The 16728-nt window shown below is 53.9% G+C and carries 13 protein-coding genes; 7 read left to right on the top strand and 6 right to left on the bottom strand.

Annotated elements, in window-relative coordinates; translation table 11 throughout:
* Nucleotides 1–74 precede the first annotated feature (74 nt).
* From J5067_RS18965 to fdhD, 3 genes are all read right to left on the bottom strand, one after another.
* Nucleotides 75–1964 (bottom strand): methyl-accepting chemotaxis protein, encoded by a 1890-nt coding sequence (locus J5067_RS18965; protein WP_264651768.1) that lies wholly within the window; start codon nucleotides 1962–1964, stop codon nucleotides 75–77.
* 488 nt (nucleotides 1965–2452) lie between these two features.
* Nucleotides 2453–3076, bottom strand: coding sequence for a superoxide dismutase [Mn] (gene sodA / locus J5067_RS18960; protein ID WP_264645423.1), 624 nt, complete (start codon nucleotides 3074–3076; stop codon nucleotides 2453–2455).
* 285 nt (nucleotides 3077–3361) lie between these two features.
* Nucleotides 3362–4162, bottom strand: coding sequence for a formate dehydrogenase accessory sulfurtransferase FdhD (gene fdhD / locus J5067_RS18955; RefSeq protein ID WP_264651824.1), 801 nt, complete (start codon nucleotides 4160–4162; stop codon nucleotides 3362–3364).
* Nucleotides 4163–4471: 309 nt separating this feature from the next.
* Between fdhD and J5067_RS18950 the strand changes: the two genes are divergently transcribed.
* The 3 genes from J5067_RS18950 to J5067_RS18940 all read left to right on the top strand — a co-directional run bounded on the left by J5067_RS18950 (nucleotide 4472) and on the right by J5067_RS18940 (nucleotide 7674).
* Nucleotides 4472–6010 carry an aldehyde dehydrogenase family protein gene (locus J5067_RS18950; RefSeq protein WP_264645424.1) on the top strand — a complete coding sequence of 513 codons (1539 nt, stop codon included), beginning with the start codon at nucleotides 4472–4474 and terminating at the stop codon, nucleotides 6008–6010.
* A gap of 114 nt (nucleotides 6011–6124) precedes the next feature.
* Nucleotides 6125–6577 carry a GNAT family N-acetyltransferase gene (locus J5067_RS18945; RefSeq protein ID WP_264651767.1) on the top strand — a complete coding sequence of 151 codons (453 nt, stop codon included), beginning with the start codon at nucleotides 6125–6127 and terminating at the stop codon, nucleotides 6575–6577.
* A gap of 104 nt (nucleotides 6578–6681) precedes the next feature.
* Nucleotides 6682–7674, top strand: a complete 993-nt coding sequence (locus J5067_RS18940; RefSeq protein ID WP_264651766.1) for an acyltransferase — start codon at nucleotides 6682–6684, stop codon at nucleotides 7672–7674.
* On the opposite strand, the gene xylB is transcribed toward J5067_RS18940, so the two are convergent.
* Complete coding sequence (gene xylB / locus J5067_RS18935; RefSeq protein ID WP_264645427.1) at nucleotides 7671–9134, bottom strand: xylulokinase; 1464 nt, start codon at nucleotides 9132–9134, stop codon at nucleotides 7671–7673. The two genes, J5067_RS18940 and xylB, sit on opposite strands and share 4 nt — an antisense overlap.
* Before the next feature lie 104 nt (nucleotides 9135–9238).
* The gene (gene xylA, locus J5067_RS18930; RefSeq protein WP_264645519.1) at nucleotides 9239–10558 is read right to left on the bottom strand and encodes a xylose isomerase; all 1320 of its coding nucleotides are present in this window, start codon (nucleotides 10556–10558) and stop codon (nucleotides 9239–9241) included.
* Nucleotides 10559–10919: 361 nt separating this feature from the next.
* On the opposite strand from xylA, the gene xylF reads away from it, so the two are divergent.
* The 4 genes from xylF to xylR all read left to right on the top strand — a co-directional run bounded on the left by xylF (nucleotide 10920) and on the right by xylR (nucleotide 16036).
* Nucleotides 10920–11915: a D-xylose ABC transporter substrate-binding protein gene (xylF, locus tag J5067_RS18925; protein WP_264645520.1), complete on the top strand. Its 996-nt coding sequence runs from the start codon at nucleotides 10920–10922 to the stop codon at nucleotides 11913–11915.
* An 84-nt stretch (nucleotides 11916–11999) separates the two neighbouring features.
* Nucleotides 12000–13541 (top strand): xylose ABC transporter ATP-binding protein, encoded by a 1542-nt coding sequence (locus J5067_RS18920; RefSeq protein ID WP_264645428.1) that lies wholly within the window; start codon nucleotides 12000–12002, stop codon nucleotides 13539–13541.
* Complete coding sequence (gene xylH / locus J5067_RS18915; protein ID WP_264651765.1) at nucleotides 13519–14721, top strand: xylose ABC transporter permease XylH; 1203 nt, start codon at nucleotides 13519–13521, stop codon at nucleotides 14719–14721. Before J5067_RS18920 ends, xylH begins: the two co-directional genes overlap by 23 nt.
* A 130-nt stretch (nucleotides 14722–14851) precedes the next feature.
* On the top strand, nucleotides 14852–16036 hold the full coding sequence (gene xylR, locus J5067_RS18910; RefSeq protein WP_264645430.1) for a D-xylose utilization transcriptional activator XylR: 1185 nt from the start codon (nucleotides 14852–14854) through the stop codon (nucleotides 16034–16036).
* A gap of 38 nt (nucleotides 16037–16074) precedes the next feature.
* Here the strand turns inward: xylR and J5067_RS18905 are convergent, their stop codons facing one another.
* Nucleotides 16075–16650, bottom strand: coding sequence for a DJ-1/PfpI family protein (locus J5067_RS18905; protein ID WP_264645431.1), 576 nt, complete (start codon nucleotides 16648–16650; stop codon nucleotides 16075–16077).
* Nucleotides 16651–16728 lie beyond the last annotated feature (78 nt).

Below are 16728 nucleotides of genomic sequence, written 5' to 3'. Positions count from 1 at the left end.
CACCGCCCGTTTTGTTTTTACGACGCGGTAAGCATCAACCGACCTGAAATCAGGTTGATGCTTACCGTTGGTATTTACCGTTGATAATCGAGCTGTGCCGGGCGTTCGCCATAGCCGAGGGCGGGAGTGGCACTGTCTGCGGCTTGCGTAAGGCGAAATACCGATACTGCTTCCGTCAACACCTGCGTTTGTTCTTCCAGTGAGTTAGCGGCGGCGGCGGATTGCTCTACCAGCGCGGCGTTCTGCTGCGTGGTGCCATCCATTTCCGCAATCGCCTGGCTGACCTGCGCAATACCACGGCTCTGCTCTTCCGAGGCGGTGGCGATTTCGCCCATGATATCGTGCACCTGCGTTACTGATTTCACGATGTTATCCATGGTTTTGCCCGCGTTGGTGACCAGATTGGCCCCCTGACTGATTTGCGTGACGGACTCACTGATCAGCCCTTCTATCTCTTTAGCGGCTTGCGAGCTGCGCTGTGCCAGATTGCGCACTTCGCCAGCGACCACGGCAAAACCACGCCCTTGCTCCCCGGCGCGCGCCGCTTCGACGGCTGCGTTCAGCGCCAGAATGTTGGTCTGGAAGGCAATGCTGTTGATAACCGAGGTAATTTCGGCAATGCGCTTGGAGCTTTGTTCGATATCCACCATGGTTTGCACCACGTGGCCTACCTGTTCTCCGCCCTGTTTGGCCGTTTGCGAGGCATTTACCACCAACTTGTTGGCATGGCTGGCATTATCCGCATTTTGCTTCACGGTGGCGGTCAGTTGCTCCATGCTGGCCGCCGTTTGTTCCACGGCTGCCGCCTGCTGTTCGGTGCGAGAAGAGAGATCGGTGTTACCGGCGACGATCTCGCTGGCGGCTGTTGAGATTTGACCGACACCAACGCGGATATCGTCAATCATTTGGTGCAGATTGCCGTTCATTTTTGCCATGGCGTTCAACAACTGGCCCAGTTCGTCACGGCGCGAGGTCGACATGTTCATGGTCAGATCCCCCGTGGCAATGCGTTCGGCGATGGTGAGCGTATGGGTGAGCGGCGCGGTGATTTGTCGCGAAATAAACCAGGCGATCAGCAGGCCAGCCAGCAGGGTGATCAAGGCCGTGACGGTCAACTGGATTTCTGAGGCACGTACATTGTGGTCGGTTTGCTGCAACTGTGCGTTAAGCAGTTCGGTGATGCGATCGCTTAGCGCTACGGCGATGTCGTTCATCTGCGTGACGCTCTCCATCTCCTTCTGGTAAGCCGGCATGTAAGAGAGCACCTGCTCCTCATAATGGTTCATGGTGCTCAGAACCGGATCCAGTGTTTCCCGTTGCTCGACGGAAAGGCTCTGACTCAGGAAGGTCAATGCCGTTTGTGCGTCATTGATGGCGTCGGTCAGCGTTTCTTCTGCTGCCTTGGTGCGTTCCAGCAGTAAATTGTTCAGATGGAAACGCACTGTCATTAGCTTGGTTTTAAAATCGGCCAGCAGCAGTTGCTGTGATTGGCTATCGCCCGTCGCGCGCAGTTGATCGTCAAGCTTGCTCATCGCCTGATCGGTGCCGTCCAGGCTCCAGCTTTTTCTGACCTTATCTTTGGTGGTAACGGCATCCAGATAGTTTTGGCGCTGCTGCTTGTAGCTGTTTATCGTGGTCGTGATGTTATCGAGCGTTTTGATGTCCTGAGTGGACCAGCTTAGCGTCTTGGCCTGGGCGACCAGCGTATTAATGTTGTCGATATGAATACTGTTTTGTTTGATGTCGTTCAGGTCGTAGTTGGCGCCAAAGCGGGCACGATAATATTTGGCCTGATTAACCTCGGTATTAATCTGATTGCTCAAATTAACTTTCTGAATACTCTCTTGTAACGACTCAATGTAGTTAATGCCTGCACCGGCAATCAGCGCGGTTAGCAGCAACACCAAAAAGAACCCCAGCCCTAATTTCTTACCGACGGTGATGTTTTCAAACTTGATAGCCATTCTATTTTTCCACTGTGTGTGAAGCCAAACAATGGCGTCTATCCGGGGAGCGCACTGGCTCGCGCCGTGCGGTGGGGTGTCAGACACCGGGGTGTCAGGCTGAAGGCACGTCAGGAAAGAAAGACAAGCTCCGTGTCAGCGTGTGGCTATGTACCGTATTGCACCGTACAAACCGTTTCACCTTCCCATGGTAAAATTCCGGATGGGATAGACTGCCTACTTCAGACAGCAGGGACTGCCGTCTGATGCGGTGTTAATCGCCATCATCGGGGTACAAGGCAGCGTGTGCAGCAAAGGAGGCAGCACAAAATACAGCATGATTTCGACGAGTTAACCCCGGCAGCATAAATGAAAAACGCGCCTTTAAAAAATTTTTTAATTGTTTAAATGTAAGAAAGATGAATCGAGTCAGCGGGTAAAAAGCAAAAAAAACCGAAATAACAAAATCTTATTTCGGTTTTATGCACTTTTTATGTCGTCAGGACAAATTATTTAGCCGCAGCAAAACGCGCAGCCGCTTCATCCCAGTTCACCACGTTCCAGAACGCTTTGATGTAATCCGGGCGACGGTTTTGATATTTCAGGTAGTAAGCGTGTTCCCACACGTCAAGCGCGACGATCGGGTGACCGGAAGCGCCGGAAATGGCTTCACCCATCAGCGGGCTATCCTGGTTAGCGGTAGAAACCACGGCCAGTTTGCCGTCTTCTTTCAATACCAGCCAGGCCCAGCCTGAACCGAAACGGGTTGCAGCCGCTTGCTCAAATTTTTCTTTGAAAGTATCAACGCTGCCGAAATCGCGTTCGATAGCCGCTTTCAGGGAGCCACCCAGCGTGGTGCCGAGTTTCAGGCCTTTCCAGAACAGGCTGTGGTTAGCGTGGCCGCCGGCGTTGTTGCGCAGTACCGCTTTTTTCTCGGCGGGTACTTTATCCAGTTTGGCGATCAGCTCTTCTGCGGAGAGGCTAGCGAATTCCGGCAGACTTTCCAGCGCTGCGTTAGCGTTATTGACGTAAGCCTGGTGGTGTTTGGAGTGATGGATTTCCATCGTTTGTTTGTCGAAATGCGGTTCCAGCGCGTCATAAGCGTAAGGCAGGGATGGCAGTGAATAACTCATATTTATCATCTCCATAGTTGTACTACTAAATAATCGCGAGCGTGCTTGGTCTGGGTTGTGGCGCGCGCGTGATAGTCAGGTACGGCACGCCTCAAGCGGTAGTGGTTAACAAACAACCGTTTGTTAGCGTCGCGTAATCATGAGGTTCATTATAGTTAATTAAATGATCTTGAAAACGATTATTCGCGTCGCCATCACACGGAGTTCGCACGTTTACCCCCGGAAAACAAACGGTTATATCATTGTTGCCTAAGCTAAAAACAGATTAATCTATCCGTACAGGCCTCATGTGCTGTCGTGCAGGCGCTGCGGATGGGTATAAATGGTTGCCCGACCTGGGCGGCAAAATCCCGCCAGCGTCAGGTTGCAACGCTCAGCGACATCAATGGCGAGCGACGTGGCCGCCGAGACGGCAAACAGAATCTCGACGCCGCACATCGCGGCTTTTTGCACCATCTCATAGCTGGCACGGCTGGAAACCAACACCGCACCCGATTGCCAGGGGCTTGTCGCGCGCACGCCTAACAGTTTATCGAGCGCCACGTGGCGGCCAACATCTTCGCAACCACCCAAAATAGTCCCTTCGCTGGAAAGCCAGGCTGCCGCATGGGTAGAGCCGGTCAACTGGCCGATGTGCTGCACCTCTGTCAGTTGTTTTAGAGCATCACCCAGGTGATTGAGCGAGAAGGTTTGCGTGAAGGGCAGCGGTGTGACCGGTTTGCCGATCTCTTCCAACTGTTCGACACCGCACACGCCGCAGCCGGTGCGGCCGTTCATGGCGCGGCGGCGCTCTTTTAGCCCGGCAAAACGGCGGCTGGAGAGTTCTATCTGGACTTCAATACCGTTGCAGACCGACTGCACGTCCATGCCGTAAATCTCTTGCGGCGACGTGATAATGCCTTCCGACAGGGAAAAACCTAACGCAAAGGCTTCCAGATCGTTGGGCGTGGCCATCATCACCACATGGGAAATGCCGTTGTACACCAACGCGACGGGCACTTCTTCCGCCAGCCAGTCAGTTTTGGCCTGAGACAGGCTGCCTTGATGGCGTACCGTTCGCTGGCATGCGCCTTTGAGCGCCGGGATCGCTTGTTCCACGTGTTATCCCCATAAGGTATTCATTCTGGAGTAGAAAGCCATTATTTCACCGCGCCGGGTGTGATGCGAGTTTTATCGTGGCACGCGCTGTTTTGCCTGTGGTGCAGGACACAAAAAGGGGGGGGAGGCACCGCAAAGTGTGCGTTTCCTCGAAGAGTCGCTAAACAGCGCAGCAGGAAAGCCGATTTGTGTATACGCTTGGTAGACCGTCCTGGATGTTAGCAATTTTTTGCATATTGGCTCTGTTTTCATCGCGGCCTGGCCGCGTAACCCTACGGCTAAGAACAGGAGACCGCAATGGCACATCACACCGCTGAAGACCGGGTCGCGCCCGGCACCTATGCTCACCCCCTCAATCTGAAAAAACGCTATGACAACTTTATTGGCGGCACCTGGGTGCCTCCGGTCAGTGGCGACTATTTCGTTAACCTGACGCCTGTCACTGGACAACCCCTGTGTGAAGTCGCCAGTTCCGGCATGCGTGATGTCGATCATGCGCTGGATGCCGCCCACAACGCCAAGGCAGAGTGGGGCGCGATGTCGGTGCAGGATCGCGCCTTGCTGCTCAACCGCATTGCGGATCGCATGGAGGAGAACCTGGAACTGCTGGCGTATGCGGAAACCTGGGATAATGGGAAACCGATTCGTGAAACCCTAGGCGCTGACGTGCCGTTGGCGATCGACCATTTCCGCTACTTTGCCGCCTGTGCCCGTGCGCAGGAAGGGGCGATCAGTGAAATCGACAAGGATACGGTCGCTTACCACTTTCACGAACCGCTGGGTGTGGTGGGGCAGATTATTCCATGGAATTTCCCCCTGCTGATGGCCTGCTGGAAAATGGCCCCGGCGCTGGCGGCAGGTAACTGCATCGTGCTTAAACCGGCTAAACTGACGCCGCTCTCGGTGCTGATGCTGATGGAACTGATTCAGGATTTATTGCCGCCGGGCGTGGTTAACGTGGTGAACGGCTCTGGCAGTGAGATTGGTGAATATCTGGCGACATCGCCGCGCATCGCGAAAGTGGCGTTTACTGGCTCCACCGAAGTCGGGCAGCAAATCATGAGCTATGCGGCGCGCAATGTGGTGCCCGTGACGCTGGAATTGGGTGGGAAATCCCCCAATATCTTTTTTGCTGATGTGATGGAAAAAGAAGACAGCTATTTCGACAAAGTGTTGGAAGGCTTCACGCTGTTTGCCTTTAACCAGGGGGAAGTCTGTACCTGCCCAAGCCGGGCACTGATTCAGGAATCCATCTACGACCGTTTTATGGAGCGGGCAATAAAACGGGTTGAAGCCATCCGCATTGGTAACCCATTGGACAGCCAGACCATGATGGGTGCGCAGGTATCGGAAGGCCAGTTGAAAACCATCCTTGATTACATTGAGGTGGGTAAGCAGGAAGGCGCACGGATCCTGACCGGTGGGCGGCGCAAAGCGTTGCCGGACGCATTGACGCAGGGCTACTATCTGGAGCCGACCGTGTTGTTTGGTAAGAACAGCATGCGCGTGTTCCAGGAGGAAATTTTTGGTCCGGTGCTCGCTGTCACCACCTTCAAAACCATGGATGATGCGCTGGAGATCGCCAACGATACAAACTATGGATTGGGGGCAGGCGTGTGGAGCCGTAACAGCAACATCGCCTATCGTATGGGCCGCGGTATTCAGGCGGGACGCGTATGGACTAACTGCTACCATGCTTATCCGGCACATGCGGCCTTTGGCGGTTATAAACAGTCAGGTATTGGCCGTGAAAATCATAAGATGATGCTGGAGCACTACCAGCAAACCAAGTGCTTGTTGGTGAGTTACTCCGACAAACCGCTTGGGTTGTTCTGATAGTCTGTTGTTATCAACCTGGCGGTTGCGTGTAAGCGGATCGCCGCTATTACCTCGGATAAACGCCCGTCTACGACGGGCGTTGTATTTTGTTCTATTACGAAGGAACGTTGTGTGAAGATAATTTCTGTGCGTGAAACACCGCGCTGGGCGGCAGACGTTACGGCCTATTTTCAGAAACAGTGGGCATCCGAAGAGACGATGATGTTGTATCAGGATGCGATTGAACGCTCGCTGACGGCGCAGAATCCGCTGCCGCAATGGTATCTGCTGGTTGAAGAGGAACGGATCATTGGCTGTGCCGGGTTGGTTACCAATGATTTTATCAGCCGGATGGAGCTTTACCCGTGGCTGTGTGCGCTTTATGTAGAACCTGACTGTCGTTCTCGTGGTCTCGCTCGCCAATTGATTCGTCATGTCGCCGATGAAGCGAAAAGACACGGTTTCGCCCACCTGCATCTGTCTACCGATCTGGAGGGATTCTATGAGCAAGCGGGATTCGTCTATGCCGGAGAGGGCTATCACCCGTGGGGTGAATCATCGCGCGTCTACTCATTAGCGTTGTGATGTGAGTGCGGCATCTGGCATAACCGCATTTCCAGAAACCCTGCCATTGAGGCATACCCGGATGGGGGCTACCCTTAGGTTGTTCAAAACAAAAGGGGAGCCTCATGTCGGACAAGTTAGGCTGGGTGGATAACCTACGCGCCGTCGCCTGCCTGATGGTGGTGTTGATCCACAGCACCACCTATTACATTACGGCGGCAGGCATGCCGGGCGAGCACCATTGGGATGTGGCAAACTTGCTAAACTCCGCGTGCCGGGTGGGTGTTCCGCTGTTCTTTATGATTTCCGGCTATCTGTTTTTTGGCGAACGCCGGGCAGAAAAAAAGCACCTGCTGCGTATTGGCTTCTGTCTGCTGTTTTACAGCGCGGTGGCCTTGGCGTATATGGCGCTGCTGACACCGATTCATGCCGGCAACGCGCTGCGGTTGTTCTGGCAAAAGCCGGTTTTTTATCACCTGTGGTTTTTCTATGCCATTCTGGTTATCTATCTGCTATCGCCGCTGATACGGGTTCCCCCGGTATCTGGGCGTTATCTTGCCGTAGTGGTGCTGATGCTGGCCGTTGTTGCCAACCCCAATACGCCTGAACTGACCATAGGGCATACCCCGTTGTTACCGGTCAATCTGTATATTGTGGGCGACACGTTTTACTACCTGCTGTATGCGGTGGTGGGGCGTGCGCTGGGGACGTTGACGCCCGCGCGTTGGGTCACGCTGGCAGCGGCACCGTTGTTTGTCGTCTCCGTGCTGCTGATTGCGATGGGCACCTCGCAGCAGACGTTAGCCAACGACAACTTTACCCAAACTTTTTACCTCTACGCCAACCCGTTGGTGTTTATGGCGGCGGTGTGTCTGATGATCTTGTTCAAAACATCAGTACTGAGCGTGCCGTTGCCCGGATTTTCGTTTATCTCCCGCCATTCTCTGGCTATTTATGGCTTCCATGCCCTGATTATTCATTTTATTCGCACCCGCGATCTGGCCCTGAACGGTTGGCCGATACTGGATATCTTTTACGTTTTTCTCTGCGCGGTGGTGTGCAGCATGTTGCTCTCCCTGCTGGTGCAGCGTTGCGACATCCGGCGTTGGGTCAGTTAATTCGTATCGCTCATCAACGGGCGCAACTGCTGGTAGAGCATACGAAACGTTTCTCGTTGCTGCGCATAGCGGGCGTGCTGCGTGGCATCAGGCTGGTGAACCTGTTCCAGGGGCAGCGGTGGCAACAGGTCGGCCAGCGAGATAGCGGGATTCACCGCGCTTTGTGCCAGCCGTGCCGCCCCCAATGCGGGTCCGACATCGCCGCCGGTGCGGTATTCCAGCGTTTGTCCGCTGATATCTGCCAGCATTTGACGCCAGTACGCGCTGCGTGCGCCACCGCCAATCAAAGTGATGCTGGTGGGGCGCAGTCCGGTCATATGCAGCACGTCCATGCCATCGGCAAGCGCGAACCCAACGCCTTCCAGCACGGCGCGCGCCAGCTCTGCCCGGCCATGCTGGTGGGTTAACCCCCAAAATGCGCCTTTTGCCTGCGGGTTATTGTGCGGGGTGCGCTCGCCTGAAAGGTAGGGGAGGAACCAGACGGGCGGTACGTTGACGGCGGCCTGCGCCGCTTCTTCCAGTAATTGCGGCACGCTTTCGGCATGGGTCAGCCGGGCGGCCCAATCCAGACACGATGCCGCGCTCAACATCACCGACATCAAATGCCAGGTGCCCGGCAAGGCATGACAGAAACTGTGCACCGCGTGCTGCGGGTTGCTGAGAAAACCATCGCTGACGGCAAAATAGACGCCGGATGTTCCCAGTGACAGCATGGCTTGCCCTGCTTGCCACAGGCCTACCCCGACGGCGCCTGCTGCATTATCGCCGCCACCGGCAACCACCGGGACGCTATTCATGTTCCAACGCTGTGCCAGTGCGTCAGAAAGGTAGCCGGTTATCTGATTGCCTTCAAACAAGCCAGGCATTGCCGTGCGATCGAGCGAACAGGCGGCGAGCAACGCATCACTCCAGTCCCGTTTACCGACATCCAGCCACAGGGTACCGGCGGCATCCGACATGTCGCTGGCAAATTCACCCGTCATACGCCAGCGCAGGTAGTCTTTGGGTAACAGAACCTTGTCAATTTGTCGAAAACACGCGGGCTCGTGTTCCTGAACCCATTTCAGTTTGGGGGCAGTAAAGCCCGGCATCATCAGATTGCCGGTAATCTGACGCGAGTCCGGCACCTGTTGTTCCAACGTGTTGCACTGGGCGGCACTGCGTCCATCGTTCCACAGCATCGCGGGGCGCAACACCCGATGCTGTTTATCCAGCAGGGTAGCGCCATGCATTTGCCCTGTCAGGCCGATAGCCTTAACGGCATGTAAATCGTGCTGTGTTGCCAGTGCCTGCACCGTGGCATCGGTTGCCTCCCACCACGCTTCGGGAGATTGCTCAGACCACAGCAGATGTGGGCGGGATACCGTTAACGGTGCGCTTTGCGCGGCAATGACGCTGCCCTCCTCATTCAGCAGGAGGGTCTTTACGCCCGATGTGCCGAGATCGATACCCATATACATAATGTGAGTTCCTTGTTGAGATATCTGCCTATACTGCTGTAATTCCCACCGCACTGTTCCCACGAACCCGCGCAATACCCGTGGGAACAGGCGCCTTGTGGCCGTTACTGATAGAGGTAGTCGTTGATCAAATTCTCCAACATCTCCTGATGCCCGCTTTGGTGTTTCGGGGCGAGCTGTTTTGCGTGAACGTGTTTCGCCAGTTGTTCAAGGGACAGTTTACCTTGCAGGATTTGCTGTCCGAGTTCGCCGTTCCAGCCCGCATAGCGTTTGGCAACCCATTGGTTCAGTTTGTCATCTTCCAGCATCCGGGCGGCGACTTTTAGCGACAAGGCCAGCGTATCCATGGCACCGATATGGGCGTGGAACAGATCGTAGCGGTCCGTGCTTTGGCGACGCACTTTGGCGTCAAAATTCAGTCCACCGGTGGTAAAACCACCCGCTTTGAGGATCTCATACATGATCAAGGCATTCTCTTCCACGCTGTTCGGGAACTGATCGGTATCCCAACCCAGCTGCGGGTCGCCACGGTTGGCATCGACCGAACCAAAAATCCCCAGCGCGATGGCGGTGGCGATTTCATGGTGGAACGTGTGCCCTGCCAGCGTCGCGTGATTTGCTTCAATATTAACCTTGATCTCTTTCTCTAAACCGAACTGTTTCAGGAAACCATACACGGTTGCCACATCGTAATCGTACTGATGCTTGGTGGGTTCCTGCGGTTTCGGTTCGATAAGCAGCGTGCCCTGAAAACCGATTTTATGCTTATGCTCGACCACCATCTGCATAAAGCGGCCGATCTGTTCCCGTTCCTGACGCAAATCTGTATTGAGCAAGGTTTCATACCCTTCGCGCCCGCCCCATAGCACGTAGTTTTCTCCCCCGAGCTTCTGAGTGGCATTCATGGCAGAAAAGACCTGGGTAGCGGCCCAGGCAAAAATTTCAGGGTCCGGGTTGGTGGCGGCACCGGCAGCATAGCGAGGGTGTGTAAAGCAGTTGGCGGTTCCCCAGAGCAGTTTTACTCCCGTTTGCTGCTGCTTTTCGGCAAATTTGTCGACAATAGTTTGGAAATTATACAGATAGTCATTCAATGAGCTGCCTTCTGGTGCGATATCCACATCGTGGAAGCAGTAGTAAGGCACGTTGAGTTTTTGGAAGAACTCAAACGCAATATCCGCTTTTTGCTTTGCCAATCCCAGGGGATCCCCTGACGCTTGCCAGGGGCGCTCAAACGAGCCGACGCCAAACATATCGGCACCGTTCCAGCAGAAGGTGTGCCAGTAGGCGACGGCGAAACGCAGATGCTCTGACATCCGTTTCCCCAAAATTTCCTGATCGGGGTTGTAATGGCGGAAAGCGAAGGGATTTGTCGTGCCGCGGCCTTCATAACGAACACGTTCAATTTGTTCAAAATAGGTTGGCATGGAGAACTCCTCAAGAAAGTCATTCAGCGGATAAGCGGTCATTTTTATTCATCTTCGGAGGGGATAGCCGTTTGCTCAATTATGTTATTTCACTCTTGCGTTCAGATAATTATTAAGTGTGCAGTCGATCGCAAAAATAACGGAGAAAAATATTCTGAATGCGCATTCATGAATAATGAGGAAAGGTTGAGGACGATAACAATAAAATATGACCGGCTTCATAAAATTACGATTAAACCAAAAAACATAATTGCTTGGTGAAAATCTGTAATTGAAGCTGCGCCAGTTACCAGCAACACTTTTTCTGCTTGGTAGCGTTTCTTTCCTGCACGTTAAACGTTAAAAAAGAAAGGTACTCATGATGAAAGTTAAACACTTTTTACTGTCAGCCTGTGCCGCACTTGCGTTAATAAGCCATGCCGGATTTGCCAAAGAGGTAAAAATTGGTATGGCAATCGATGACTTGCGTTTGGAACGCTGGCAGAAAGATCGCGATCTCTTTGTTGCCAAGGCGCAAGCGCAAGGGGCAACGGTGTTCGTTCAGTCCTCGAACGGCAATGAGGAAACCCAGATTTCTCAAATAGAAAACATGATAAATCGTGGTGTTGATGTCCTGGTTATTATTCCATATAACGGTCAGGTACTTAGCAATGTGATTGCAGAAGCAAAACGCGAAGGTATCAAGGTGTTAGCCTATGACCGCATGATCAACAACGCGGATGTGGATTTTTATATCTCGTTTGATAATGAAAAAGTAGGGGAGTTACAGGCAAAATACCTGATTGACAAAGTGCCACAAGGAAATTATTTCCTGATGGGCGGTTCGCCGGTGGACAATAATGCAAAATTGTTCCGTAAAGGGCAAATGAACATATTAAAACCCTTGATTGACGCCGGAAAAATAAAAGTCGTTGGCGATCAATGGGTCGATGCCTGGTTGCCAGAAAATGCCTTGAAAATTATGGAAAATGCGCTAACGGCGAACAATAACAATATTCAGGCTGTCGTCGCCTCCAATGATGCCACGGCGGGCGGTGCGATTCAGGCACTGGCCGCACAAGGTTTGGCGGGCAAGGTGGCGATTTCCGGACAGGATGCGGATTTGGCAGCGATAAAACGCATTATTGCTGGCACGCAAACCATGACAGTGTACAAGCCGATCACCAAACTGGCGACGGAAGCCGCTGATATTGCCGTCGCATTAGGGGCAGGTAAAGCCCCCAAATCCAACGCTTCTCTGGAGAATGGACTGAAAGCGGTGCCGTCGTATTTGTTAGAGCCGGTGCCGGTCGATAAATCCAACATTGAAACCACCGTGATTGCCGATGGGTTCCATAAAGCCGCAGATCTGAAGTGAGTCACTGGCCCCGGCGTCTTCTGACGCCGGGGCTTGGGTTGGCTGCGTTATCGGGTGTGCGGCGAGTGAACGATGGAGGCGAGAATGCCGTTCTTGTTGGAAATGAAAAACATCACCAAGGTGTTTGGCAGCGTAAAGGCGGTGGATAACGTCAGCCTGGCGCTCGAAGCCGGACAAGTATTATCGCTGTGCGGCGAGAATGGTTCGGGCAAATCGACGCTGATGAAAGTGCTGTGTGCCATTTATCCCTTCGGCAGCTATGACGGAGATATCGTCTTCGCTGGCGATCCGCTGCATGCCAACCATATTCGTGAGACCGAGCAGAAGGGTATCGCCATCATTCATCAGGAACTGGCGCTGGTCAAAGAGATGAGCGTGTTGGAGAACGTCTTCCTGGGCAATGAGTGGACGACACGCGGCGTATTGGACAGTGACGCGATGTATTTACGCTGCCAGACCATGCTGGCGCGCGTCAAACTTGAAGTCGATCCTCATACCCGAGTCGGTGAACTTGGCCTGGGCCAGCAACAACTGGTGGAGATTGCCAAGGCGCTCAACAAACAGGTGCGGTTGCTGGTGTTGGATGAACCCACCGCCTCACTGACTGAGCGCGAAACCGCGATTTTGCTGGATATCATTCGTGATTTGCGCAATCACGGTATCGCCTGTATCTACATTTCCCACAAGCTGAATGAAGTCAAAGCCATTTCGGACATCATCTGCGTGATTCGCGATGGCAAGCACATTGGCACCCACCCTGCCAGCTCGCTTAGCGAAGATCAGATCATCGCCATGATGGTGGGGCGTGAGCTAACCGAACTTTACCCTTCTGAGGCCCATGACATTGGTGAGGAGATCCTGCGCGTCGAGCACCTGACGGCCTGGCATCCGGTTAATCGCCATATTCGTCGCGTCAATGATGTTTCCTTCGCGCTGCGTCGGGGTGAAATTCTGGGCGTGGCGGGACTGGTTGGCTCCGGCCGGAGCGAAACGGTGCAATGCCTGTTTGGCGCTTACCGTGGACCCTGGCAGGGCGAGATTGTGCTGAAGGGGCAGCCGGTGGTGATCAATGACTGTCAGCAGGCGATGGCGCTGGGTATCGCGATGGTGCCGGAGGATCGCAAAAAGGATGGCATTGTTCCGGTGATGAGCGTGGCGCAAAACATCACGCTGGCAGCGCTCGATCGTTTTTCCGGACTGTTTTCTTCACTGGATGACGCGCGCGAGCAGGATGTGATTCGCCATTCGATTGCCCATCTGAAAGTAAAAACGGCCAGCCAGGATTTAGCCATTGCCCGCCTGAGCGGCGGGAATCAGCAAAAAGCGGTGTTGGCAAAATGCCTGTTGTTAAACCCCGATATTTTGATCCTCGATGAGCCTACGCGCGGTATCGATATCGGTGCCAAATATGAAATATATAAACTTATTAATCAGTTAGCCAAAGAGGGGATGGCGATTATCGTCATTTCATCCGAGCTGCCCGAGGTGCTGGGGCTGAGCGATCGTATCCTGGTGATGCATGAAGGTCGCATAAAAGCGGATTTGGTTAATCGCGATTTGACACAAGAGCAGGTTATGGAAGCCGCGCTGAGGAGTGAACAACATGTTGAAAACGCCACCGTCTAATGCCTCTGCCGATACTCTGGCACCCAAACAACCGGCACAAGCGGGTGAGGCCGTGCGCTGGTTCAAGCAGGTGAATCTTCAGGTGTTTGTGATGATTGCCGCCATCATCGCGATTATGCTGTTTTTCACGTTGATGACCGATGGCTCTTATCTCAGCGCGCGTAATGTCTCTAACCTGCTGCGCCAGACGGCCATCACCGGCATTCTGGCGGTCGGTATGGTGTTTGTCATCGTCTCGGCCGAGATTGATCTCTCGGTGGGCTCCATGATGGGGTTGCTGGGAGGGTTGGCCGCCATCTTTGACGTGTGGTTCGGATGGCCTCTGCCGCTGACGATTGTGGTGACACTGTTTCTGGGGCTGCTGTTGGGTGCCTGGAACGGCTGGTGGGTGGCGTACCGTAAAGTGCCCTCTTTTATTGTCACCTTGGCGGGAATGCTGGCGTTTCGCGGTATTCTCATCGGCATTACCAACGGTACCACCGTCTCTCCAACCAGTAGCGCCATGGCGCAGATTGGCCAAAGCTATCTGCCAGCGGGCGTGGGGTTTACGCTTGGGGTGGCAGGGCTACTGACATTTGTTGCCTGGCAATGGCGTCGGCGGCAAAAGCGGGCCAATCTGGGGCTCGGCGTAACGCGTCCGGCCAGTGATATCGGGCGTATGGCAGTGATGGCCGTGCTGGTGCTGGGTGCCATTTATCTGCTGAATGACTATCGTGGTGTGCCAACGCCGGTGCTGATTTTGACGCTGCTGATGCTGGGCGGGATCTTTATGGCAACGCGCACGGCGTTTGGGCGTCGCATTTATGCCATTGGCGGCAATATCGAGGCGGCCCGCTTGTCGGGCATCAATGTCGCACGCAGCAAGCTGGCGGTCTTTGCCATCAACGGACTGATGGTGGCGGTAGCCGGGTTGATTTTAAGCTCGCGTCTGGGGGCTGGTTCACCGTCTGCCGGCAATATTGCCGAGCTGGATGCCATCGCCGCGTGCGTGATTGGCGGCACCAGTTTGGCCGGTGGCGTGGGCAGCGTGGCCGGGGCGGTCATGGGGGCGTTTATCATGGCCTCGTTAGATAACGGAATGAGCATGCTGGATGTTCCGACCTTTTGGCAGTACATCGTCAAAGGCGGCATTTTGCTGTTGGCGGTATGGATGGATACGGCCACCAAGCGCAAGGGCTGATCGTCGCTGATGACATGATGTCAGCGGGTTTCAGGAAACCGGCTGCGGCTCGCATTAATCAGCAAAATATTTTTGCTCACTGTGGGGGTGTGCTATTGAGAAGGGCATCTCCACGGCTGGAGCAGTGAATATGTTTGAAAAGCGCTACCGTATTACGCTGTTGTTCAATGCCAATAAAGTCTACGACCGGCAAGTGGTGGAGGGCGTAGGCGAGTACTTGCAGGCCTCTCAATGCGGTTGGGATATTTTTATTGAAGAGGATTTCCGCTGCCGTATTGATAATGTGAAAGACTGGTTGGGCGATGGTGTGATTGCCGATTTTGACGATCGGGAAATTGTTCAGTCGTTGCAGAATGTCGGCGTGCCACTGGTGGGGGTTGGCGGCTCTTATCACGATCCTGATGACTATCCGCCTGTGCATTACATCGCGACCGATAATCATGCCTTGGTGCAATGTGCGTTTATGCATCTGAAAGAGAAAGGGCTTAATCGCTTTGCCTTTTATGGATTGCCGCCTTCGGGTGGCAAAGGGTGGGCGCAGGAGCGTGAGTATGCCTTTCGTCAACTGGTCGCATCAGAGCAGTATCAGGGCGTGGTGTATCAGGGGATGGAAACCGCGCCGGATAACTGGCAATACGCGCAAAATCGCCTGGCCGACTGGGTGCAAGCCTTACCGCCACAAACCGGCATTATCGCCGTTACAGATGCTCGAGCCCGCCATTTGTTGCAGGTGTGCGAATATTTGAACATCGCAGTGCCGGAAAAACTGTGTGTTATCGGTATCGATAATGAAGAGCTGACGCGTTATCTGTCTCGGGTGGCGCTCTCTTCTGTCGCGCAAGGTACACGGCAGATGGGCTACCGCGCCGCCAAATTGCTGCATCAGTTGTTACACAATCCGGTGGCGATTCCCCTTCAGCGCATTTTGGTTCCTCCCGTGCGGGTGGTAGGACGCAGTTCCACCGATTACCGTTCGGTGCACGATCCGGCAGTGATTCAGGCCATGCACTATATTCGTTGCTATGCCTGTAAGGGTATCAAAGTCGAACAGGTGCTGGATGCTGTTGGCATGTCGCGCTCCAATCTGGAAAAGCGCTTTAAAGATGAAATGGGGCAGACCATTCACGGTGTTATTCATGCGGAAAAACTCGAGCGTGCGCGCAACCTGTTGGTGTCGACCTCATTGTCGATCAACGAGATTTCGGTGATGTGCGGTTACCCGTCGCTACCCTATTTTTATGCGGTATTCAGGAAAGAGTATGATTTGACGCCGAAAGAGTATCGCGATCGCTTCGGTGAAGATGTGAATCGGTGAAGTGCCCGGCCTCATCCATTATGCCGGGCTAGCAGTTTTTATGCCGGTACGCGCCAGTGATCGTAATAGATATGCTCGATCTGGAAGTTGGTGTCTTCAACATCACCGGTCAAACGGCAGGCAATGGTGCCCGCGAAATCAAAGGCAACGCCCAACCCTTTGCCGCTGATCAGGTTGCCATCTTCCACCACATTTTGATCGACATAGACGCCGTCCGTGACATCTTTCCAGAGATCGCCGGAGCAGACATAGCGTCGGCCTTTTAGCAGCTTGTTGCCGCCCAGCACGCGCGCTGCCGCAGAACAAATCGGGCAGATCAGCTTTCCGGCGTCGTCATGACGGCGAATAAATTCGGTGACCAGCGGGTTCGCTGCCAGACTCAGCGTGCCTTGCAAGCCGCCAGGGATCACTACAGCATCGAACAGTTCGTCCATGCTTCTTTCCAACAGTGCATCAGCAAACATGCGGATATTGTGGTAGCTGCGCAGTTCCAGCATGTCTTGGCAGGACAGCATTTTCACGCCGATCTTCATACGGTGCAGGATATCTATCACCATAACCGCCTCTGCTTCTTCAAAGCCTGGCGCCAGCAGGACGGCGACTTTCTTAGACATAACATCTCCAGCAAATAGGCAAGGGAAACCATAGTTCGCCGAGAATAACAAAGATTTATCCTTCAAATGAAACATTGT

Source organism: Candidatus Symbiopectobacterium sp. NZEC151 (genome assembly GCF_025962655.1).
GTDB lineage: Bacteria > Pseudomonadota > Gammaproteobacteria > Enterobacterales > Enterobacteriaceae > Symbiopectobacterium.
The sequence above is the reverse complement of the archived record's forward strand: the minus strand, read 5'-3'. Positions and strand labels throughout refer to the sequence as shown.